Annotated in this window: 17 protein-coding genes; 10 read left to right on the plus strand and 7 right to left on the minus strand. The window is 68.9% G+C overall.

Annotated elements, in window-relative coordinates:
• A partial coding sequence (locus O6P37_RS23050) for a non-ribosomal peptide synthetase (RefSeq protein ID WP_269896267.1) occupies positions 1-5,703 on the minus strand: 5,703 nt, incomplete at its 3' end.
• A 26-nt stretch (positions 5,704-5,729) separates the two neighbouring features.
• Between O6P37_RS23050 and O6P37_RS23055 the strand changes: the two genes are divergently transcribed.
• On the plus strand, positions 5,730-6,050 hold the full coding sequence (locus O6P37_RS23055) for a hypothetical protein (RefSeq protein WP_269896268.1): 321 nt from the start codon (positions 5,730-5,732) through the stop codon (positions 6,048-6,050).
• A 337-nt stretch (positions 6,051-6,387) separates the two neighbouring features.
• On the opposite strand, the gene O6P37_RS23060 is transcribed toward O6P37_RS23055, so the two are convergent.
• The 3 genes from O6P37_RS23060 to O6P37_RS23070 form a co-directional block, all read right to left on the minus strand.
• On the minus strand, positions 6,388-7,857 hold the full coding sequence (locus tag O6P37_RS23060) for a catalase (RefSeq protein ID WP_269896269.1): 1,470 nt from the start codon (positions 7,855-7,857) through the stop codon (positions 6,388-6,390).
• 167 nt (positions 7,858-8,024) lie between these two features.
• Positions 8,025-8,423: a Fur family transcriptional regulator gene (locus O6P37_RS23065; protein WP_408633238.1), complete on the minus strand. Its 399-nt coding sequence runs from the start codon at positions 8,421-8,423 to the stop codon at positions 8,025-8,027.
• Positions 8,424-8,520: 97 nt separating this feature from the next.
• Positions 8,521-8,904: a hypothetical protein gene (locus O6P37_RS23070; RefSeq protein ID WP_269896271.1), complete on the minus strand. Its 384-nt coding sequence runs from the start codon at positions 8,902-8,904 to the stop codon at positions 8,521-8,523.
• A gap of 188 nt (positions 8,905-9,092) precedes the next feature.
• Between O6P37_RS23070 and O6P37_RS23075 the strand changes: the two genes are divergently transcribed.
• On the plus strand, positions 9,093-9,623 hold the full coding sequence (locus O6P37_RS23075) for an alpha/beta fold hydrolase (RefSeq protein WP_269896272.1): 531 nt from the start codon (positions 9,093-9,095) through the stop codon (positions 9,621-9,623).
• Positions 9,624-9,630: 7 nt separating this feature from the next.
• Here the strand turns inward: O6P37_RS23075 and O6P37_RS23080 are convergent, their stop codons facing one another.
• From O6P37_RS23080 to O6P37_RS23090, 3 genes are read right to left on the minus strand one after another with little or no spacing between them, the layout of a single operon-like run.
• On the minus strand, positions 9,631-10,734 hold the full coding sequence (locus tag O6P37_RS23080) for a DUF4185 domain-containing protein (protein ID WP_269896392.1): 1,104 nt from the start codon (positions 10,732-10,734) through the stop codon (positions 9,631-9,633).
• Between the two features lie 35 nt (positions 10,735-10,769).
• Positions 10,770-11,840, minus strand: a complete 1,071-nt coding sequence (locus O6P37_RS23085) for an aspartate-semialdehyde dehydrogenase (protein WP_269896273.1) — start codon at positions 11,838-11,840, stop codon at positions 10,770-10,772.
• A gap of 3 nt (positions 11,841-11,843) precedes the next feature.
• Positions 11,844-13,109, minus strand: a complete 1,266-nt coding sequence (locus O6P37_RS23090; protein WP_269896274.1) for an aspartate kinase — start codon at positions 13,107-13,109, stop codon at positions 11,844-11,846.
• Positions 13,110-13,235: 126 nt separating this feature from the next.
• Between O6P37_RS23090 and O6P37_RS23095 the strand changes: the two genes are divergently transcribed.
• The 8 genes from O6P37_RS23095 (at position 13,236) to O6P37_RS23130 (ending at position 21,389) form a co-directional block, all read left to right on the plus strand.
• Positions 13,236-13,838: a nitroreductase family protein gene (locus O6P37_RS23095; protein WP_269896275.1), complete on the plus strand. Its 603-nt coding sequence runs from the start codon at positions 13,236-13,238 to the stop codon at positions 13,836-13,838.
• Between the two features lie 114 nt (positions 13,839-13,952).
• Complete coding sequence (locus O6P37_RS23100; RefSeq protein WP_264011018.1) at positions 13,953-15,206, plus strand: ammonium transporter; 1,254 nt, start codon at positions 13,953-13,955, stop codon at positions 15,204-15,206.
• A 104-nt stretch (positions 15,207-15,310) separates the two neighbouring features.
• Positions 15,311-16,621, plus strand: coding sequence for a type III glutamate--ammonia ligase (glnT, locus tag O6P37_RS23105; protein WP_269896276.1), 1,311 nt, complete (start codon positions 15,311-15,313; stop codon positions 16,619-16,621).
• Between the two features lie 26 nt (positions 16,622-16,647).
• Positions 16,648-17,532, plus strand: a complete 885-nt coding sequence (locus O6P37_RS23110; protein WP_269896277.1) for a class II glutamine amidotransferase domain-containing protein — start codon at positions 16,648-16,650, stop codon at positions 17,530-17,532.
• Complete coding sequence (locus O6P37_RS23115) at positions 17,520-18,206, plus strand: protein glxC (RefSeq protein ID WP_269896278.1); 687 nt, start codon at positions 17,520-17,522, stop codon at positions 18,204-18,206. Before O6P37_RS23110 ends, O6P37_RS23115 begins: the two co-directional genes overlap by 13 nt.
• Positions 18,206-19,525 (plus strand): FMN-binding glutamate synthase family protein, encoded by a 1,320-nt coding sequence (locus tag O6P37_RS23120; RefSeq protein ID WP_269896279.1) that lies wholly within the window; start codon positions 18,206-18,208, stop codon positions 19,523-19,525. The genes O6P37_RS23115 and O6P37_RS23120 overlap by 1 nt, the downstream gene beginning before the upstream one ends.
• Positions 19,522-20,718 carry an NAD(P)/FAD-dependent oxidoreductase gene (locus tag O6P37_RS23125; protein ID WP_269896280.1) on the plus strand — a complete coding sequence of 399 codons (1,197 nt, stop codon included), beginning with the start codon at positions 19,522-19,524 and terminating at the stop codon, positions 20,716-20,718. Before O6P37_RS23120 ends, O6P37_RS23125 begins: the two co-directional genes overlap by 4 nt.
• Positions 20,719-20,729: 11 nt before the next feature.
• Complete coding sequence (locus tag O6P37_RS23130; protein ID WP_269896281.1) at positions 20,730-21,389, plus strand: helix-turn-helix domain-containing protein; 660 nt, start codon at positions 20,730-20,732, stop codon at positions 21,387-21,389.
• Positions 21,390-21,490 lie beyond the last annotated feature (101 nt).

The raw sequence follows: 21,490 nt of genomic DNA on the forward strand, positions 1-21,490 counted from the left end.
CACCAACCGCCCAACAAGCGCCTCCACCGAGGCACCATCGAACACATCAGTGCGGTACTCGACTCGCAGGCTCAGTCCGTCTCGGGGAATCACCTGCACCGCAAGGGGGTAATGATTGCACTCGCGACTGCTGAACTCGGCGACGGCCAACCCGTCGCCCAACGCCATTGCGGTGTCGAGCGGGTAGTTCTCATAGACGAACATCGTGTCGAACAGCTGATCGTGTCCGGCGGCGCGGTGGATCTCCGGCAGCGCCAGATGCTGGTGCTCCAGGGTTTCGTTGTGAGCGCACTGCAGCTGTGTCAGCAGCTCGGCGGCAGTGGTGGTCGCCGTGATGTCGGCCCGAACGGGAACCGTGTTGATCATCAGGCCGATCATCGATTCCGACCCGGGCAGCTCATCCGGGCGACCGGAGACCGTGGTGCCGAACACGACGTCCTGCTGGCCGGTCAGCGAGGCCAGCGACACCGCCCACGCCGCGTGCAGCACCGTGTTCACCGTGGTCTGCTGCGACCGCGCCAATTCCCCCAACGCCCGACTGATGTGCGCAGGCACCTCGAACGAGGCCACGCCGCGCGGACCCATCGCCGACCGGTTCAGCGGGGCCACCAGGGTGGGGGTTTCGAAACCGCTCAGCAGATCGGCCCAGGCCGCCCTGGCGGCCGCGAGGTCACGGTCGGCCAGCCAGGACACGAACCGGCGATACGGCACCGCCGCGGACAGCCGCTGCCCCTGGTAGACGCCGAAGATCTCCTGCAGCAGGAGCGGTAGCGACCAGCCGTCGACCACGAGGTGGTGGATGGTCAGCACGAGCCGGTGTCGTTCCGGCGCGACCCGCACGAGCGCTGCCCGCAAGACCGGCCCCAGACCGAGATCGCAGACCGCTGCCCGCTCGTCGGCGCACAGTCGCTGTACCTGGTCATCGGATTCGAAGTCGACGTCCTGCCACTCCAGCCCGGGGTCGGAGAGGACGACCTGTACCGGCTCGTCGAACTCCTGACAGAACCGGGCCATCAGGTGTGGATGACGGCGGACCACCGCCTGCGTGGCGTCACGAAGCCGGTCGGCGTCAAGCGGGCCCGTCACCGCGAAATCCAGCTGCATCGCGTACAGGTCGCTGCCCGCATCTTCGACCCCGACGTGGAAGAGCAGACCGTGCTGCAGTGGGGTCAACGGCAAGACATCGGAGATCCGGTGGCGGCTGTGCAGGCAGTCGATCTGGTCCTGACTCAACCGCACCGGCGCGATGTCCGAGGGCGTCAAACCGCCGCCACCGCAGCGCACATGCGCACAGATCCCGGCCAGCGCATCGAACCACAACTGACTCAGCCGGTCGATCTGGGTGTCATCCAGCGCCGACACCGCCCATGTCCAGTTGGCGCGAAGTTGCGGCCCCGCAGCGGTATCGACGGTGGCGGCGTTGAGCTCCACCGTGTGCGTCAAGGGAGTCGGCACCCCCATGGCGGCCGCCGTGAGCGTCTCGGCATCCGGGTCGATCCGCCACATCTCACCGGCGAGGTCACCGGCCGCGCCGAGGCGGCCCAGATAATTGAATCCGACGCACGGCTCCGGCACGTCCAGATGGACGGTCGAATTCAGGTAGCGCAGCAGACCGTATGTCACCCCGTCGGGCGTGGCATGCAACTGCTCCTTGGCCTCCTTGACGAACCTGCCCAGGGCGGCGCCACCGGAGACCACCTGAGCCCAGGACAGTTCACCGCTCGGCAGCGCGACCGGGTACTTGGTGGTGAACCAACCGACGGTGCGCGACAGGTCGGCGTCGGCGGCCAATTCCTCCTGACGGCCATGGCCTTCCACGTCGATGCCGATCCGTCGCCCGCGGCCAGCGTCGACGAACTCGGCCAGCGCCAGACCGAACGCGATCAACAACACATCCTGCACCCCGGTGTGGAACGCCGCAGGCACCTCACCGAGCAGCATCCGCGTCGTACCGGTGTCCAGTGACGCCGATGAGTATCCGGCCGTGGCATAGGTATCCGACCGAGGCCGGGGTGAGGGCAGCACCGAGGGGATCTCGACCACCTGCCGCCAGGCGTCGGCCAACACGGCTACCTCGTCGGAGTGTGCGTGCTGTACCAGCAGGGTCGACCACCGGGCGAACGACGTCCCGCAGACGGGCAGTTCGACCGGATGTCCGCTGCGGTGCTGCGCCCAGGCGATGTTGATGTCCTCCAACAGGATTCGCCACGAGACCCCGTCGACTGCGAGGTGGTGCACCACCAGCGCCAGCTGACTGGTCTCAGTGGCCCACGCCGCGCTGAGCACCGCCCCGGCGGCCGGGTTCAGCCGCGACCGGGCCTCGACCATCGCGTCCGCAGTGAGCACCTCCACCGACATCAGAGCGCCCGCCGCGATGACGGAACCCGGCTCGGGGACCATCGGCGCCCAGGTCCCGTCCTCGTCGACAGCCACCCGCAGCCGTAGCATGGCGTGCCGATCCAGCAGCGCCTGCACAAGGACCACGACGTCGGCAGCACCGACGCCGGGCGGGGCCTGCACGACCACCGACTGGTTGAACTCACCGACCGGGCCGTCCACAGTTCGCAACCAGCTGATGATCGGTGTCACCGCCACCGGTCCCGTTCCCTCGTCGACCACGCCGCGGACCTCGGCCACCCCGACCACGCGGGCCAGCCGGGCCACCGTCTGCTCGACGAACACATCACGCGGCCGACAGCTCAGACCCGCCGCCCTGGCCCGCGACACCACCTGCATCGACAGGATGCTGTCCCCGCCCAGTTCGAAGAACGAGTCGTCGACCCCCACCCGATCCAATCCCAGCACCTGGGCGTAAATCCCGGCCAGTATCTCCTCGACCGCGTCGGCCGGAGCACGATACCGGTCGGCATTCTGGTATTCGGGTGCAGGAAGGGCCCGCCTGTCCAGCTTGCCGTTCACGGTCAGCGGCAGGGCATCGATAACGACCACCGCGGCGGGAACCATGTACGCGGGGAGCCGCGCGGCCAGCGCCGCGCGCAACGTCGCGGGATCCGTTGTGCCGGTGATGTAGGCGACCAGCCGCCTGTCGCCGGGGCGATCCTCGCGGGCGATCACCGCCGCCTGGCCCACACCGTCCACCTGGGTCAGCACGGCCTCGATCTCGCCGAGCTCGATGCGGTAACCGCGGATCTTGACCTGCTCATCGGCGCGGCCCAGATACTCCAACTGCCCGTCGGCACCCCAACGCACCAGATCCCCGGTGCGATACATCCGCAGCCCAGGGGCATCGGCGAACGGGCACGCCACGAACCGCGACCCGGTCAACCCCGACCGGCCCACATAGCCGACCGCAACACCGCGACCCGCCACATACAACTCACCGACCACCCCGGCAGGCACCCGCCGCAACCACGAATCCAGCACGAACAACGCAGCGCCGGGCACCGGCGCACCGATCGGGACCGTGGTCATCCCCGGTGTGAGCGGCGCACTCATCGACGCGTACACGGTGGCCTCAGTCGGGCCGTACGCATTGATCGTCACCCTGCCCGGAGCCGCCCACCGCGCCACCACCTCGACCGGGCACGCCTCACCGGCGACCACGAGCGCCAGCGACTCCAGGCCGGCGGGCGACAGCATTCCCACCGCCGACGGGGTCTGACTCAACACATCGACCCGCTCGCGGACCAGCAGGGCGTGGAATTCGTCCGGTGACGCCGCCACATCCTCGGGCACCACCAGCACCCGCCCACCCCCGAGCAGCGGCGCCCAGATGTCCCACACCGAGACGTCGAAAGCGTAGGAATGCCATTGGGTCCAAACCCCGGCGCGAGGCAGGTCCGCAGTCACCGAGCCCATTAACTGGGTGACGTTGCCGTGCGTGACCGCGACGCCCTTCGGCACACCGGTCGTGCCCGACGTGTAGATGAGGTAGGCGATGTCGTCGGGTGTCGGGAACGGCACCGCGGTGCTCGGCTGGGCCTCCACACGCGGATCGTCGAACTCGACGACCGCGATCTCGTAGCCGTCCAGTCGCCGACGCAGCGCTGCGGTGGTGACGACCGCGACAGCTGCGGCATCCTCCAGCACGAAGCCGATCCGCGCATCGGGATGACCCGGGTCGATCGGCACGTAGGCCGCACCGGTCTTCAGTACTGCGACAATCGCCGTGATCGCTTCGGCGGACCGGTCGAACAGCAGCGCCACGGATCTACCCGGGTGGGCGCTGTAGCCGATGAGCAGTCGCGCCAGTCGGTTCGACGCCTCATCGAGTTCTCGGTAGGACCATGAACGGCCCCGGCAGGTGAGGGCCGAAGCGTCCGGTGTCCGGGCCACCTGCGCGGCGAACAACTCCGGAACCGACACAGAAACTTCCGCGGGCCGGGTCAACACCGCCCGGTTGCCCCACTCGCCGGCCCGGGCTTCCTCGGCAGGGTCGAGCACATTGACGAACGACACGGGCTGACCGGGATCGGCAACCATCTGCGCCAGGATTCCCGACAACCGGCGGGCCGTGTCCTCGGCACCGAGACCCGGAATCGGCAGCCCTGCGCCCTCCGTGCTGAGGAAGATCTCGTCGCCGGCTGTCACGAAGACCAGCCCGAAGCCTCCCACCGGGCCGGTGTTGGTGAACGACGCCGTTGCCGGCGCACCGCCGAAGGACAGCTTCGACAAGACCGGCAGGAAGTTGACGCCGACCCTTGCAGGCGGCCGCCCCGTGCCGCCCGAGCGAGATCTACGCTCGAGCGCGTGTACCGGAAACCGTTGATGCTGTAGGACTTCGCGGATTCGCGCATCAACGGACGCGCAGAATTCGGCGACAGACGAACTGGGCGGGACGTTCAAGACCAACGGTATGACACCGGCGAGCATGCCGGGGAGCGTCTTGGAGTCGGGGCGTACCCGCCTGTTGACCGGGAGATTCAGCGCGACCTGTGAGCTCTGCGCGCTCCACCCGCGCACCAGGAGCGCGCACGCCGCGGTCAGCACCGAGGATCGAGGCGTGTTCCACAGTGCGGCCAGTTCGTCGACGCGAACGACCAGCGCAGGATCCAGTTGTACGGGCATCGAAGGCGCAGGTGATTTGTCTCGCAGCGCTGCGATGTGCGGATCCCGGAGGGAAGGTTCACCTTCCGGGGGAAGGTTGTTCGCCCAGAAATCATGATCGACCGAATACGCCTCCGACGATTCGTAATCCGATTCGCAGGCGACCAGTTCCTCCAACGATCCGAACAAGGCCGGCGGAATGGGCGCGCCGCAGACGACGGCCGAATAGATGGACGCGATCCGCTGCCCGGCCAACCCCAGGGCGAAGCCGTCGATCACCATGTGGTGGCAGCAGGCGAAGAGAACGAATTCGTCGATTCGCGTCTGGAACAGCGTGAACGAGAACAGCGGACCGAACAGGGGCATCGGCGTACACCGGATCGAGGACGCGATGCGGTGGACCTCTTCCATCGCAACGGCGGACTGGGTCAGGTCGTGGAATGCCAGCTCGACTTCCGGGTCGTCGATCACCCGTTGCAACACCTGGCCGTCTACCTCGACGAAGGCGGCCCGTACGGGCTCCGCCTCGCGCACCACGCGTCGGATGGACCACTCCAGGGCGTCGCGGTCGACGGCGTCCTCGATCCGTACGAACAGCCCGAGCTGCCACTCGGTGGCGGACTCCCCCGACTCCTGCGCGAGCCATATGTCCAGCTGCCCCCGCGTGAGCGGAAGCGTGCGTTGCTCTCTTTCCATTCGCCCCCCAGGATTTCCCTGACCTGGTGCTGACCGATACGTCAGCCGCGATCCGTAGCCAACCGATCGCGCAAACTCATGGGACGAATGCCCGCTTCACCGTTCACCGCTTGCCGTCCGGTCGGGATGTCGGCGAATCGGGCCGCACGCTGTGTCTGTCCTCTTTGTTGACCAGCAAGAAGGAGCTGCCGTCCGGATCTTCAACCGGTTTGATCCCCACCGGGCCCCCCAGATCGTTTGCCAAGATCACTGGAATGACTGACCTTACGACAGTTCATCAAGGTCACGCCGAGATTTGCGAAAGTTACGGCGAACTTCGCATCATTGCTACTGAACTTCGAAAATAAAACCGCCACCCAGTTCGCCCAGCTCGGCTTCGCTCGCGCAGGGCTTCACCTGGGCAAATGGGGGCCGTCCCGCGAGGAGCTGGGCGCGGGGCCGAGCCAGACTTTCGGGGTTCGTCACCACCCGAGAACGGATCTGCTTCGCGAGGGCACGCCGAGCTTCGCAACAATCCGACAGCAAAGGTTCACGTCGACAACGCAGCACTGAGGGTCAGGGCGATGAAGCCCGGGGGCGTCGATGGCCGTCAGTTCGCTGTGTCGGTTCTCCCATCGGCACGGCCAGGCCGCAGCAGAACTCCGGAGCAACTTCCGGGGCGAGCGCCCCGCCGAGCAGAGATGGTCAGCCGCCGTTGCCCTCGAGCTTCGACCGCACGCCCTCCTCGACCTTCTTGCCGAGTTCGGCGTCGACGTTGCGCCAGTACTCGAAGACCCGAGACAGCACCGGCTCCCGCACGCCATCGGTCACATGCCCGATGATGTTGTGCGCCAGCCGGTCCCGCTGGTCGTCGTCGAGCACCTCGCGGACCATGGTGCCGGCCTGGCTCCAGTCGTCGTCCTCGGCGCGCAGCGTGTAGGCCGCCCGGACCATGTCGCCGTCGGACATCCAGTGCGCCTCGGTGCCGCGGGCCGGGTCGGCGTGCGCGCCGCCCATCGAGTTCGGCACGTAGACCGGGTCACTGGTGAGACGCATCCGCATCGCGCCGTCCTTGGAGTAGCTGCGCACCTCGACCTTCGGTTCGTTCACCGGTATCTGCTTGTAGTTCACCCCGAGGCGGTGGCGGTGCGCGTCGGCGTAGGAGAACCCGCGGGCCAGCAGCATCTTGTCCGGGGACAGGCCGGTGCCGGGCACGATGTTGTTCGGCTCGAAGGCCGCCTGCTCGATCTGGGCGTGGTAGTCGGTGACGTTGCGGTTCAGCGTCATCCGGCCGACGTCTATCAGCGGGTAGTCGCTGTGCGGCCACACCTTGGTCAGGTCGAACGGGTTGATGCGATAGGTCTTGGCGTCCTCGAACGGCATGATCTGCATCTTCAGCGTCCAGCTGGGGAAGTCGCCGTCCTCGATCGAGTCGTAGAGGTCGCGCTGGTGGTAGTCGGCGTCCTCGCCGGCGAGCCGGTCGGCGTCCTCCTGGGTCAGGAAGTCGACGCCCTGGTCGGTCTTGAAGTGGTACTTCACCCAGAACATCTCGTCGTCGGCGTTGACCCAGCTGTAGGTGTGGCTGGAGTAGCCGTTCATGTGCCGCCACGTCTTGGGGATGCCGCGGTCACCCATCAGCCACGTCACCTGGTGTGCCGACTCGGGCACCAGTGTCCAGAAGTCCCACTGCATGTGGTGGTCGCGCAGGTTGTTGGCCTGCATCCGCTTCTGGCTGCGGATGAAGTTCTGGAACTTCATGGGGTCGCGGACAAAGAACACCGGGGTGTTGTTGCCCACCATGTCGAAGTTGCCCTCGGAGGTGTAGAACTTCAGCGCGAATCCGCGCGGGTCGCGCCAGGTGTCGGGGCTGCCCCGCTCCCCTGCGACGGTGGAGAACCTCGCGACCATCTCCGTCTTCGCGCCGGGCTGGAACACCGCCGCCTTGGTGAACCGGCTCACGTCGTTGGTCACCTCGAAGACGCCGAATGCGCCGCCGCCCTTGGCGTGGGGCTGCCGCTCCGGGATGCGCTCCCGGTTGAAGTTCGCCATCTGCTCGATCAGGTAGTGGTCCTGCAGCAGGATCGGGCCGTCGGGTCCGACGGACAGCGAGTACTCGTCGCTGGGTACCGGGTTGCCGGCGTCGTTGGTGGTGAAGTTGTTCTCGGTGGCGGTCATCGTGGTCGTTCATCTCCTCGGGAACAGGCGGCCGTGGGGGCTGGACCGCGGACGCGCACGCGCGTCACCTCCGGGGTGTACCCGAAACCGTGATCATGGATGCACGAAACGACGAGACGCCCCGGCGCGGGGGCGACGGGGCGTCTCGAAGGGCTGCAGAGAAACGTCTAGGCGGACATGTCGGCCGGTCCGGCGTCGCGGCAGTCGGCGCACACGCCCCAGAACACGACCTCGGCGCGGTCGACGACGAAGCCGTCGGTGTCGGCGGGCGTGAGGCAGGGCGCCGCGCCGACCACGCACTCCACGTCGGCGATGCGTCCACACGACCGGCAGACCAGGTGGTGATGGTTGTCGCCGGTGCGGGTCTCGTAACGGGCCGAGGGGCCGGCCGGTTCGAGCCGGCGCACCAGCCCGGCTTCGGTGCACGCCCGCAGCACGTCGTACACGGCCTGGGTGGACACCGAGCCGAGCCGGCGCCGGACCTCTCCGGCGACCTCGTCGGCGGTCGAGTGCGGTGTGGCGACCAGCGCGTCCAGCACCGCGATCCGCGGGGCCGTGACGCGCATGCCGGCAGCCCGCAGCAGGGCGCGGGAGTCGGCGTCGTGGATCGCGGTCACACCATCGAGTATGCCCTCAATCTGGATCGAGTCAAGATTAGGTGTGTCACGGCCGGGCCGGAGCGGTGGTCGTCGGTGCATCGGGGGCGGCCGGCCGCTGTGGCCCGAAGCCGGGACCGCCGGGACCGAACGGGCCGCCCCGTTCCGGACCGCCGGGGCCCATCATCGGCGGCGGTCCGCCGTGGTGCATCATCACGCGGTCACCGTGGCCGGGCCCGCCGCGGTGTCCACCGTCGGAGGCCTTGCCGAGGATGAAGCCGGAGAAGAAGACCACCGCGACGATGAACACGACGCCTGCGACGATGCCGACCCAGGCGGCCGCCGTGGTGACGCGGCTGCCGCGCCGCGGTTCGCGCTCGATCACCGGCGTGGTCGATTCGGTGACGACGGGACGCGTCGCCGGTTCGGAGGATGAAGGTGTTTCGGTCATGACTCACAGACTGCAAGCGGTGGTGAAGCGCTGATCCAGAATCAGCTATGAATCCGCTGTGAGCGTGTACACCGGCTCGTAGTCTCACGCCATGGCGGCCTTTGCCCTGGTCCACGGCGGCTGGCACGGCGCATGGTGCTGGGAGTCGCTCGCTCCCGTGCTGGAGCGGTGGGCACACCGTCGTCACGATGGACCTCCCGTGCGACGACGTGGTGCTGGTCGGGCATTCGCTGGGCGGTCACACGATTCCGTTGGTCGCGGCCCGACGGCCGATCCGGCATCTGGTGTATCTCTGCTCGGTCGTCCCGAGGATCGGCAGCAGCGTGATGGACCAGGCGGCCGACGAGCCCGACATGTGGAACCTCGGCTTCATTCAGGGGCTCACGGTCGACGAACACGATCGCCAGGTATGGGTCGATCTCGAGGTGGCCCGCAGGCACCTCCTCGCAGACTGTGACGACACCACCGCGACCGCCGCGATCGGACGACTTCGACCGCAGGCCGATCACCCGATGGCGCAGACCTTTCCGCCGGCCGAACTCCCAGCGGTCGGCTGCACGTACATCGTCTGCACCGACGACCAGATGATCAACCCCGAATGGTCTCGACGGGTGGCACGCGATCGGCTCGGCGCCGGCGTGGTCGAGCTCCCCGGCAGCCATTCGCCGTTCCTGTCCCGCCCGCAGGCCCTCGCGGAGGTGCTGCTCGACCTGGTGTAGCCCGAAATCACCAGGGCTTGAACGGGTTCACCGCGAACTGGATCACCCGGTACGGCGTCCCGCCGCGCGGCATGGTGTTCCACTGGCTGACGAACACCCGCACCTCGTCGAGCGTGGAGCCCGGCGAGATGTAACCGCCGTACGGTTGGGCCAGCCGATTGACCTCCGGCGGCGGCAGCCGATCCACGGGTTCGGGCCACTCCGGCCAGTCGCTGGCCACCACCACCGTCGTCACCGGCGCCGTGCCGAGGCCCGTCGGGGCGTCGGCCACCCGCACCTCCATGTTGCCGTTGCCGGCGTTGAAGTACGACAGCACGGTCTTGCCGTCGATCTGGCGCACGCTCATCTCGCCCACCCGGTCGCCCCACAGCGGCGTGGCCGGCTTGCCCCAGCCGCCGTCCGGACCGGGCAGACCCGACCAGCCCTCCCAGGTCGACCGGTCGGTGAAGGTGTCGGGCTTCGCGCGGTGGAGCACCACCGGTGCGGTGCGGTCGAAGTTGTTGGCCACGATGTACACCCACCCGCGGGGTGAATCCGCGGTGGGGATCGGGTCGTAGTAGCCGCTGATCTGTGACTGCCTACCGCCGTCGTGGCCGGCCTCCCGCACCGACCCCTCGATCGTCGGCCATTCCCCCTCGGAGGCAGACGCTTTCACCAGTCTCGAAGACTGCGGCCGCAGGTCGCGGGTGGTGGTGATCATCATCCAGTTCTCCCGGTTGACCTGCACCACCCCGGCGGGCAGCTGCGACGACCCCGGCGGTGTCGGGTCGGCGAGCAGCGGGGTGTCGACTCCGGACACCCCGTCGTAGCGCACGCCGTTCGGATCGCCGACGGACTCCGCGTCGACGTGCAATGCGATCGGCGAGTACCACCCGCCGTACCCCACGCCCTGGCCGGCGAAGCTGTCACCGCACACCTGCAGGATCCCGCTGGGGAACTCCATGAACTCGCACAGGTCGGTCGCGCCGATGCCGTAGTCGCTTGTCGCGGTGCCGGTTCCGGCGGTCGGCCCGAGGCGGAGCACCTGTCCGGGCGCCAGCGGCGGCAGCACCGGGCCCGGTGCGGGCGAGGGCGGTTCGGCCAGCGCGGACGGCGCCGCGGGCAGCAGCATCAGGACGCCGAGCAGCGCCCCGACGGCCCGCCGGGTCACAACCGAGCGGCCAGCAACTCGGCGATCTGAATGGTGTTCAGCGCCGCACCTTTTCGCAGGTTGTCACCGGAGACGAACAGCGCGAGCCCACGGCCGTTCGGCACGCCCGGGTCCTGCCGGATGCGGCCGACGAGCGACTCGTCCGCCCCCGCGGCGGCCAGCGGCGTCGGCACGTCGGACAGTGTGACGCCGGGCGCCGCGGCGAGGATCTCCTTGGCCCGCTCGACCGCGATTGGCTGAGAGAACTCGACGTTGATCGACAGCGAGTGGCCGGTGTACACGGGCACCCGCACGCAGGTGCCGCTGACCAGGAGGTCGGGGATGCCGAGGATCTTGCGACTCTCGTTGCGAAGCTTCTGGTCCTCGTCGGTCTCCCCGGAGCCGTCGTCGACATAGGAGCCGGCCAGCGGCACCACGTTGAACGCGATCGGTGCGACGTATTTGTTCGGCGCCGGGAAGTCGAGCGCCGAGCCGTCGTGCACGAGGTCGCGGCTGCCGGAGACCACTGCTGTTGCCTGGCCGTACAATTCGTCCACTCCGGCCAGCCCGCTGCCCGAGACGGCCTGATACGTCGAGGCGATCATCCGCACCAGACCGGCCTCGTCGTGCAGCGGCTTGAGCACCGGCATCGCGGCCATGGTGGTGCAGTTGGGATTGGCGATGATGCCCTTCGGACGATTTCCGGCGTCACGATCGAAGTTCACCTCGGAGACGACCAGCGGCACCTCGGGGTCCTTGCGCCACGCCGAGGAGTTGTCGATCACCACGGCGCCCGCGGCGGCGAACCGCGGCGCCTGCACCCGCGACATCGTGGCGCCCGCGGAGAACAGCGCGATGTCGATGCCGGACGGATCGGCGGTCTCGGCGTCCTCGACCTCGATCTCCTGGCCGCGGAACGGCAGCTTCTTGCCCTGCGACCGCGCGGAGGCGAAGAACCGCACGCTGGTGGCCGGGAAGTCCCGCTCCTCCAGCAGCGTGCGCATCACCTGGCCGACCTGTCCCGTCGCGCCGACGACCGCCAGGCTGACTCCCCGGTCGCTTCGCTCCTGCCCGCCGATGTGCACCATGTCCTACCGTCCCGTTCCCGCATACACGACGGCTTCCTCGTCGCCGCCCAGTCCGAACGCCTCGTGCAACGCTGCAACGGCCTTGTCCAGTTCCGTGTCCTTCACCAGCACCGAGATCCGGATCTCCGAGGTGGAGATCAGGTCGATGTTCACGCCGACCTCGGCGAGCGCCTCGCAGAAGGTGGCGGTGACGCCGGGGTGGCTGCGCATGCCCGCGCCGATCAGCGACACCTTGCCGATGTGATCGTCGTACAGCACCCGGGTGAACCCGATCTCGTGCTGCAGCGACGTCAGCTTCTCGACGGCGCCGGGTCCGTTGTCCCGGGCGCAGGTGAAGGTGATGTCGGTCTTGCCGTCCTCGATCTTGGAGATGTTCTGCAGCACCATGTCGATGTTCACGTCGGCGTCGGCGACCGCGCGGAACACCCTCGCGGCGTATCCCGGGACGTCGGGCACACCGACGACGGTGACCTTGGCCTCGCTGCGGTCGTGGGCGACCCCGGTGAGAATGGCGTCTTCCATGGCGATGTCCTCGATCGATCCCTTGACGATGGTGCCCGGCTTGTCGGAGTACGACGACCGGACATGGATGGGCAGGTCGTAGCGGCGGGCGTATTCCACGCACCGCAGCATCAGCACCTTCGCGCCGCACGCCGCCATCTCGAGCATCTCCTCGAAACTGACGGTGTCCAGCTTGTGCGCGTTCGGCACGATGCGCGGGTCGGCGGTGTACACGCCGTCGACGTCGGTGTAGATCTCGCAGACGTCGGCGTTCAGCGCGGCCGCCACCGCCACCGCGGTGGTGTCCGAGCCGCCGCGGCCCAGCGTGGTGACGTCCTTGGTGTCCTGGCTGACGCCCTGGAAGCCGGCGACGAGGACGATCTGCCCCTCGTCGAGCGCCGACCGCAGCCGGGTCGGGGTGACGTCGATGATCTTGGCGTTGCCGTGGGTGCCGGTGGTGACGACGCCGGCCTGCGAGCCGGTGAACGACCGGGCGTGCGCGCCCAGTGACTCGATCGCCATCGCGACCAGCGCGTTCGAGATCCGCTCACCCGCCGTCAGCAGCATGTCCAGTTCTCGCGCCGGCGGCGCCGGGCTCACCTGCTTGGCGAGGTCGAGCAGGTCGTCGGTGGTGTCGCCCATCGCGGAGACCACCACGACGACGTCGTTGCCCGCCTTCTTGGTCTCGACGATGCGCTCGGCGACGCGCCGGATGCGCTCGGCGTCGGACACCGAGGATCCGCCGTATTTCTGCACGACGAGCGCCACTGTCAGCCCTTTCAGGTGCGGATTGGTCGCACACAAGGATAAGGGGTCGGAGCACCCGGTTTTTCCCCTCGGCGGGCAGGTGTGAAGCGACCGGGAATTAACCTGCGAGGTCGGTAGCGTCGAGACGTGGCCGACCCGCCGACCAATCGCACCGCCGAGACCCGGGTGCCCATCCATCCCGACCTCGCCGCGAGGTGGAGTCCGCGCGCCTTCGATCCGGCCGCGGCGGTCACCGACGAGGAGGTCACCGCGCTGCTCGAGGCGGCCCGCTGGGCGGCGACGTGGGGGGCGCGTCAGCCGGTGCGGTTCGTGGTCGGACGGCGCGGCGACCCGACGTTCACCGCCCTGGCCGCCACGCTCAAACGGGGAAACAGCTACGCCCACGCCGCGGGCGCGCTGATCCTGGTGTGCGCCGACGAGGGCGAGGACGACCGGACAGCGCGCTACGCGGCGCTCGACGCCGGCGCGGCGATCGCCAACCTGAGCGTCGAGGCGGTGTCGCGGCGGCTGATCGCCCACCCGATGGCCGGCTTCGACGCGGACGCGGCCCGTCGCGACTTCGGCGTCCCCGAGGGGGTCCGGCCGTACGCCGTGGTCGCCGTGGGCTCGCTCGGTGACTACGCGGGCGCCGACGAGAAGATCGTCGAACGCGACTCGCTGCCCCGCCGCCGGCTCCCGCTCGAGGAGATCGCGTTCGCCGGCGCCTGGGGCAAGCCTGCGGACTATTAACCCATCCGCAACACCACGACACTGCCGGCGTAACAGAAACGTCGGTTACTGCCAGTGAACGGACCCGGCTGAGCGGTCCGCATCACTTCCAGGAGTAACTGACCAATGGACGTAGTGGACACTGGCACCACGGCATTCATGCTGTGTTGCATCATCGGGCTGACCCTCATGATCCCGGGCCTCGCGCTGTTCTACGGCGGCATGGTCTCGGTCAAGAGCTCGACCAACATGATGATGATGACCTTCGGTGCGGTCGCGGTCGTCGGCGTGTTGTGGGTGCTGTTCGGCTTCTCGATGGTCTTCGGCACCTCCTACGGCGGCTTCGTCGGCAGCTTCACCGAATTCGACGGCATGACCGACCTGCTGGAGTCCCAGACCACCATCTCGGGCCTGCCGGTGAGTCTGTTCGCCATCTTCCAGGCCCTGTTCGCGGGGATCACCGTCGCGCTGATCTCCGGTGCGGTGGCCGACCGGATGAAGTTCGGCGCATGGATGCTGTTCGCCACGGTGTGGGCCGTGCTGGTGTACTTCCCCGTCGCGCACTGGGTGTTCGCGTTCGACGGAGTGGTCACCGAGAACTCGGTCGGCGGCTGGATCGCCAACAGCCTCAAGGCCATCGACTTCGCCGGTGGTACCGCTGTGCACATCAACGCAGGCGCCGCCGCGTTGGCCGTGGCGATCGTCCTCGGCAAGTCGGCGATGTTCGGTCAGCTTCGCAAGCCGCACAACGTGCCGCTGACCCTGCTCGGCGCCGGTCTGCTGTGGGCCGGCTGGTATGCCTTCAACGGCGGTTCGGCGCTGGCCGCCGGCAATTCGGCGGCGATCGTCATGGTCACCACCTTCGTCGCGACCTGCGCCGCCACGCTGGCCTGGCTCGCCGTCGAGAAGATCAAGGACGGCCACGTCACCGGCGTCGGCGCGGCATCGGGCGCCATCACCGGCCTGGTCGCCATCACCCCCGCCTGCGGTTCGGTCACCCCGGTCGGCGCGATCTTCGTCGGCGCCATCGCCGGCGCGATCTGCGTGTACGCCGTCGGCCTGAAGTCGAAGTTCGGCTACGACGACTCGCTCGACGTCGTCGGCGTCCACCTGGTCGGCGGGCTGATCGGCACGCTGCTGATCGGCTTCTTCGCCAGCGAGGGCATGCCCAACGCCACCAACGGCCTGTTCTACGGCGGCGGTGTCGACCAGCTGTGGAAGCAGGCGGTCGCCGCCTTCGCGGTGATGGCGTACTCCTTCGTGGTCGCATTCGCGATCGCCTTCGTGCTCAAGAAGACGATGGGCATCCGCATCTCGCCCGAGGAGGAGGAGCAGGGCATCGACGCGAAGTTCCACCGCGAGTCGTCCTACGACATGGCACCTGTGTGATCTGACGCCGGCCGGCGCGGGTTCACCCCGCACCGGCCGGCTTTCGCATGCCAGCCGAGTTTCCTATCGTGATACTTTGATTCTCAGCAAGAGACAGGACCCGTATGACCCCCGACCTCGCCACCCTCACCGAGCAGTCCGGCACGAAGTTCGTGCTCGCGCTGTTCGTCGACCTGCGCGGCAAGCCCTGCGCCAAGCTGGTGCCGGTCGAGGCCGTCGACCTGCTCGCCACCGAGGGTGTCGGGTTCGCGGGCTACGCCGTCGGCGCCATCGGCCAGGAGCCCAAAGACCCTGACCTGATGGCCATCCCGGACCCGGCGTCGTTCACCCCGATCCCGTTCATCAAGGACGGGCTGGCCATCGTGCACTGCGACCCGCACGTCGAGGGCGAGCCGTGGCCCTATGCACCGCGCGTCATCCTCAAGGCGCTGATCCAGCAGGCCGCCGACGCCGGCTTCGAGCCGTGGGTCGGCGCAGAGGTCGAGTACTTCCTGCTGCACCGCAATCCCGACGGCAGCCTGTCCACCGCAGACGCCGCCGACACCGCCGCCCAGCCCTGCTACGACGCCCGCGGCGTCACCCGGATGTACGACCACCTCACCGCCATCTCCACGGCGATGAACGCGCTGGGCTGGTCGAACTACGCCAACGACCACGAGGACGGCAACGGCCAGTTCGAGCAGAACTTCCAATTCGCCGAGGCGCTCACCACCGCCGACCGCGTGGTGACGCTGCGCTACCTGCTGTCGATGATCGCCGCCGAACGCGGCATGGTCGCCACGTTCATGCCCAAGCCGTTCGCCGACCGCACCGGCAGCGGCCTGCACCTGCACCTGTCGCTCACCAGCGGCGGCGCCCCGGTGTTCCCGGCCGCCGAGGACCACCGCGGTCTCGGCCTGTCCGAGACCGCGTACGGCTTCATCGGCGGGATCCTCGACCACGCCTGCGCGCTGCAGGCCGTCATCGCGCCGACGGTCAACTCCTACAAGCGAACCGGTGCGATCTCGACGGCGTCGGGTGCATCCTGGGCGCCGCGGCGCGCGACCTACGGCGGCAACGACCGCACGCACTACATCCGGGTGCCCGACTCTCAGCGCATCGAACTGCGCGGCGGCGACGGGTCGGCCAACCCCTATCTGGCGATGGCGGCCGCGCTGGGCGCGGGCCTCGACGGCATCAAGCGCAGCACCGATCCCGGCGCGGTCGGCGCCGCGGGTGACGGCCGCGCGACGCTGCCACCGACCCTGCTGCACGCCGTCGACGAACTGCAGGCCGACCCTGTGGTGTCCGGCGCGCTCAATGCGGCGGGCGACGGGGTGGCCGGCTACTTCGCCGACGTCAAGCGCGAGGAGTTCTTCGCCTACCACGGCGCCGTGACGCCGTGGGAGATCGATCAATACCTGACCGCCTTCTGACCCACGACGAGGAGAACGAGACAGCGATGTGCGGAATCGTCGGGTTGCACCTGCGCAACCCAGCGCTGTACCCGCGGTTGGGCGAACTGCTCACCGGGATGCTGTGCGAGATGGCCGATCGCGGAAGCGATTCGGCCGGCGTGGCGGTGTACGGCGACCCGGCCTGGACGCCGCCGGGCCGGTCGTGCGTCTCACTGCTCGGCGTCGACGCCTCCGCCGACACGGTGCGCGCGGCGCTGGGCCCGCAGGTGACGGTCACCGTGCTCGACGACACCTACCTGGTGTCCGGTGAGGCCGACGCGACCACCCTGCTCACCAGGGTGCGGGCGGCGCTGCCCGACGCACTGGTCGCGGGCTTCGGCGACGACCTGGCCGTGCTCAAGGGCGTCGGGCATCCGCGCACCCTCGCCGAGTCGTGGGGACTGGCGACGGCGCAGGGCTGGCAGGGCGTCGGGCACACCAGGATGGCCACCGAATCGGCCGTGACGCCCTCGGGTGCGCACCCCTACGCCGTCGGCCCCGACCAGTGCCTGGTGCACAACGGGTCGTTCGCCAACCACGCCACCATCAGACGTGAACTCCGTGCCGCCGGAGTCGAATTCGACAGTGAGAACGACACCGAGGTGGGCGCGCGGTTCGTCGCGGCGCAACTGGCCGCAGGCCGTGACGTCGAGACCGCGCTGAAGGAACTGTGCACCCGCTTCGACGGGTTCTACACACTGCTGGTGTCCAACTCGGACTCGTTCGCCGTGGTGCGCGACGCCATCGCCTGCAAGCCCGCCGTCATCGCCGAGACGTCGGACTGGGTCGCGATGGCCAGCGAGTACCGCGCGCTGTCCGGCCTGCCCGGCGTCGGGCACGCCGCGATCTGGGAACCCGAACCGGAGGTCGTCTACGCATGGCAGCGCTAGTGCACTGGGACCTGCGCGAGACCGCACTGCGGGAGGTCAACGCCGCTCTGCACGCGCCGGGCCTGGACGGGGAGTTCGTCATCGACCACCCGGCCGGTGCGCACAACGTGGCCGTCGGCCTCGACGCGCCCGTCCGCGTGACGGTCAACGGCCACGTCGGCTACTACCCGGCCGGGATGAACCAGCGCGCCGACGTCGTCATCGACGGCAGCGCGGGCACCGGCGTCGCGGAGAACATGATGAGCGGCACCGTGTGGGTGAAGGGTGACGCCTCGCAGTCCGCAGGCGCCACCGCGCACGGCGGCCTGCTGGTGATCGAGGGCAATGCCGCTGCGCGGTGCGGCATCTCGATGAAGGGGGTGGACATCGTGGTGGGCGGCGACATCGGCCACATGAGCGCATTCATGGCCCAGGCCGGCCGGCTGGTGGTGCGCGGCGACGCCGGCGAGGCACTCGGCGACTCCATCTACGAGGCCCGCCTCTACGTCCGCGGCGACGTCGCATCACTGGGTGCGGACTGCGTCGCCAAGGAGATGCGCGCCGAACACCACGAGGAACTCGGCGCACTACTCAAGGCGGCCGGGTTCGAAGACGACGACACCTCGTCCTACACCCGCTACGGATCCGCCCGGAGCCTGTACCACTTCCACGTCGACAACGCAGCGAGCTACTGATGACCCTTGACCCGGCACAACGGGGCCTTCGCGAGTCGGCCACCTTCGACCGCGCCACCATCGCCGCGATCCAGCGGGCCGCCGAGACCGGCGTCTACGACATCCGGGGCTGGGGCGCCAAACGCCCGCTCCCGCACTTCGACGACCTGCTGTTCCTCGGCGCCTCGATGTCGCGCTACCCGCTCGAGGGCTACCGCGAACGGTGCGACACCGACGTGGTGCTCGGCGGCCGGCACGCGAAACACCCGCTGCACCTGAGCATTCCGGTCACCATCGCGGGCATGTCGTTCGGCGCGCTTTCGGGTCCGGCCAAGGAGGCGTTGGGCCGCGGCGCCAGCGAGGCAGGGACGTCGACGACCACCGGTGACGGCGGCATGACGCCCGAGGAACGCGGCCAGAGCAAGCACCTGGTGTACCAGTACCTTCCGTCGCGCTACGGCATGAACCCCGACGACCTGCGTCGTGCGGACGCGATCGAGGTGGTGCTCGGCCAGGGCGCCAAACCCGGCGGCGGTGGAATGCTGCTGGGACAGAAGATCTCCGAGCGCGTCGCAGGCATGCGCACCCTGCCGCAGGGCATCGACCAGCGTTCGGCGTGCAGGCACCCGGACTGGACGGGCCCTGATGACCTCACCATCAAGATCAACGAGCTGCGCGAGCTCACCGACTGGGAGAAGCCGATCTACGTCAAGGTCGGCGCCACCCGCACCTACTACGACGTCAAGCTCGCGGTGCACGCCGGCGCCGACGTGGTGGTGGTCGACGGCATGCAGGGCGGCACCGCCGCCACTCAGGAGGTGTTCATCGAACACGTCGGCGTGCCGACGCTGGCCGCGCTGCCGCAAGCGGTGCAAGCGCTCACGGAACTGGGCGTGCACCGCAAGGTGCAGCTCATCGTCTCCGGTGGCATCCGCACCGGCGCCGACGTGGCCAAGGCACTGGCGCTGGGCGCCGACGCGGTGGCGATCGGCACCGCCGCGCTGATCGCACTCGGCGACAACCATCCGCGCTACGCCGCGGAGTACGAGAAGCTGGGCAGCGCAGCGGGTTTCTTCGACGACTTCCAGGACGGCACCGACCCGGCAGGCATCAGCACGCAGGACCCGGAGCTGGCGGCACGGTTCGATCCCGTCGAGGGCGGCCGGCGGCTGGCCAACTACCTGCGGGTGCTGACCATGGAGGCCCAGACGATCGCGCGGGCCTGCGGCAAGGCGCACGTGTGCCACCTGGAACCCGAGGACCTCGTGGCCGTCACCATCGAGGCCGCCGCGATGGCGCGGGTGCCGCTGGCCGGCACCAACTGGATCCCCGGCACATGACCGATACCGCTGACGTCGTCATCGTCGGCGGCGGCATCGAAGGCGCCGCGGCCGCCTGGGCACTCGCGCAGCGCGGGGTCACCGATGTCGTTGTCGCCGAACGCAACACGGTCGGTTCGGGGATGACCGGCAAGTCCAGCGGCATCGTGCGCTGCCACTACGGCGTCAGCTCACTGGCCGCGATGGCGACCGTCGGGCTCGAGGTGTTCGAGAAGTCGCAGCAGTTCCTCGGTGACCACGCGGCGGACATCGGGTTCCGGCAGAGCGGCTACGTCGTCGGCGTCGGCGAACAGAACGTCGACGCGATGCGCGCCAGCCTTGCCGCACAGCGCGCCGTCGGGGTTCAGACCGAGGAGATCGACGCGGCCGAGGTGGCGCGCATGTGGCCGTACGCCGACCTCACGCCGTTCGCGGCGTTCGGCTGGGAGCCCCGCGGCGGGTACGGCGACGCCTATCAGACCGCGCAGGCATTCGCCGTCTCCGCGCGTGCCGCCGGTGTCCGGGTCCGGCAGGGCACACCCGTGATGGACCTGCTCGTCGACGGCGACCGGATCACCGGCGTCCGCACCGCCGACGGCACCGAGATCCACGCGCCGTCGGTGGTGGTCGCCACCGGCGCGTGGACACGCCCGTTCCTGGCGCCGTACCGAATCGACGTACCGATCCGCGTGGTGCGCGAGCAGATCGTGCTGATCTCGCCGGGAGTGCCGACGGCAGGCCTGCCCGTGTTCTCCGACCTGGTGTCGCTGCAGTACATCCGCCCCGAGACCGGTGGCGACGTGCTGTTCGGCAACAGCGACCTCGCTGATGTCGCGGAAGCCGACCCGGACCGATACCTCAACCGGGCCACCGACGAGTTCGTCGACCTCACGGTCCAGAAGGTCGGCACCCGCTTCCCCGGCTTCACCGCCGCGGCGATCACCGGCAGCTACGCCGGCTGCTACGACGTCACCCCGGACTGGAACCCGGTGATCTCCGCGACCGGCGTGACCGGGCTGTTCGTCGCCGCAGGATTCAGCGGACACGGGTTCAAGATCGCTCCGGCGGTGGGCCGGCTGGTCGCCGACCTGGTGATCGACGGACGCAGCGCCGACGCCCGCATCCCCGAGTCCGACTTCCGGTTGTCGCGGTTCGACGACGGCGACCTGCTCAAGACGCCGTACCCGTACGTCGGCGCCGGCGAGATGCGCTAGACAGGGAACCCGTGAGCCCCGCTGACGACGACGTTCCGCTGCTGCGGAACAAGGCCGGCACCGCGCGCGACCGCAATCCACAAGATTCGGTGGAAGAGGTCGAGTTCGAGGCGGCGATCGGGCGCAACGTGCGTCAACTGCGGTTGCAGCACGGCCTCACCGTCGCTGACATGGCCACCCGCGTCGGCATCTCCAAGGCGATGCTGAGCAAGATCGAGAACGCCCAGACCTCCTGCAGCCTGTCGACCCTGGCGCTGCTGGCCAAGGGCTTCGACGTGCCGGTCACCAGCCTGTTCCGCGGCGCCGACGTGGAACGGCCCGCTGCGTTCGTCAGGGCGGGCACCGGCGCGCACATCGTGCGCAACGGCACCAAGGAGGGCCACGACTACGAGCTGCTCGGGTCGCTGCGCGGTGAGCACAAGCGGCTCGAATGCCTGCACGTGACGCTGTCGGAGAAGAGCCGGACCTACCCGCTGTTCCAGCATCCGGGCACCGAGTTCATCTACATGCTCGAAGGCGTGATGGATTACAGCCACAGCAGGTCGGTGTACCGGATGCAGCGGGGGGACTCGCTGCAGATCGACGGCGAGGGGGCGCACGGTCCGGTCGACCTGGTCGAGCTGCCGATCCGCTTCCTGTCGGTGATCGCCTTCCCCGACTCGCAGGTGTAGCCGCACGCCGAGCCGACGTTTTGCCGTCCGGCGCCGCCGGAGTAAGGTTGCCCCCGTGCAGCGGGTGCTCCTTCTCGGACGCCGCGACGGGGTCTGACCAG

The organism is Mycobacterium hippophais, from assembly GCF_027529605.1.
GTDB classification, from domain to species: domain Bacteria; phylum Actinomycetota; class Actinomycetes; order Mycobacteriales; family Mycobacteriaceae; genus Mycobacterium; species Mycobacterium arseniciresistens.

Bases quoted from the DNA above. Each gene is read 5' to 3' on its own strand.
- O6P37_RS23120 (WP_269896279.1), top strand. From the start codon at position 18,206: ATGACCCTTGACCCGGCACAACGGGGCCTTCGCGAGTCGGCCACCTTC.
- O6P37_RS23070 (WP_269896271.1), bottom strand. From the start codon at position 8,904: ATGACCGAAACACCTTCATCCTCCGAACCGGCGACGCGTCCCGTCGTC.
- O6P37_RS23080 (WP_269896392.1), bottom strand. From the start codon at position 10,734: ATGCTGCTGCCCGCGGCGCCGTCCGCGCTGGCCGAACCGCCCTCGCCC.
- O6P37_RS23115 (WP_269896278.1), top strand. From the start codon at position 17,520: ATGGCAGCGCTAGTGCACTGGGACCTGCGCGAGACCGCACTGCGGGAG.
- O6P37_RS23065 (WP_408633238.1), bottom strand. From the start codon at position 8,423: ATGCGCGTCACGGCCCCGCGGATCGCGGTGCTGGACGCGCTGGTCGCC.
- O6P37_RS23075 (WP_269896272.1), top strand. From the start codon at position 9,093: ATGGACCTCCCGTGCGACGACGTGGTGCTGGTCGGGCATTCGCTGGGC.
- O6P37_RS23085 (WP_269896273.1), bottom strand. From the start codon at position 11,840: ATGGTGCACATCGGCGGGCAGGAGCGAAGCGACCGGGGAGTCAGCCTG.
- O6P37_RS23060 (WP_269896269.1), bottom strand. From the start codon at position 7,857: ATGACCGCCACCGAGAACAACTTCACCACCAACGACGCCGGCAACCCG.
- glnT (WP_269896276.1), top strand. From the start codon at position 15,311: ATGACCCCCGACCTCGCCACCCTCACCGAGCAGTCCGGCACGAAGTTC.
- O6P37_RS23125 (WP_269896280.1), top strand. From the start codon at position 19,522: ATGACCGATACCGCTGACGTCGTCATCGTCGGCGGCGGCATCGAAGGC.
- O6P37_RS23110 (WP_269896277.1), top strand. From the start codon at position 16,648: ATGTGCGGAATCGTCGGGTTGCACCTGCGCAACCCAGCGCTGTACCCG.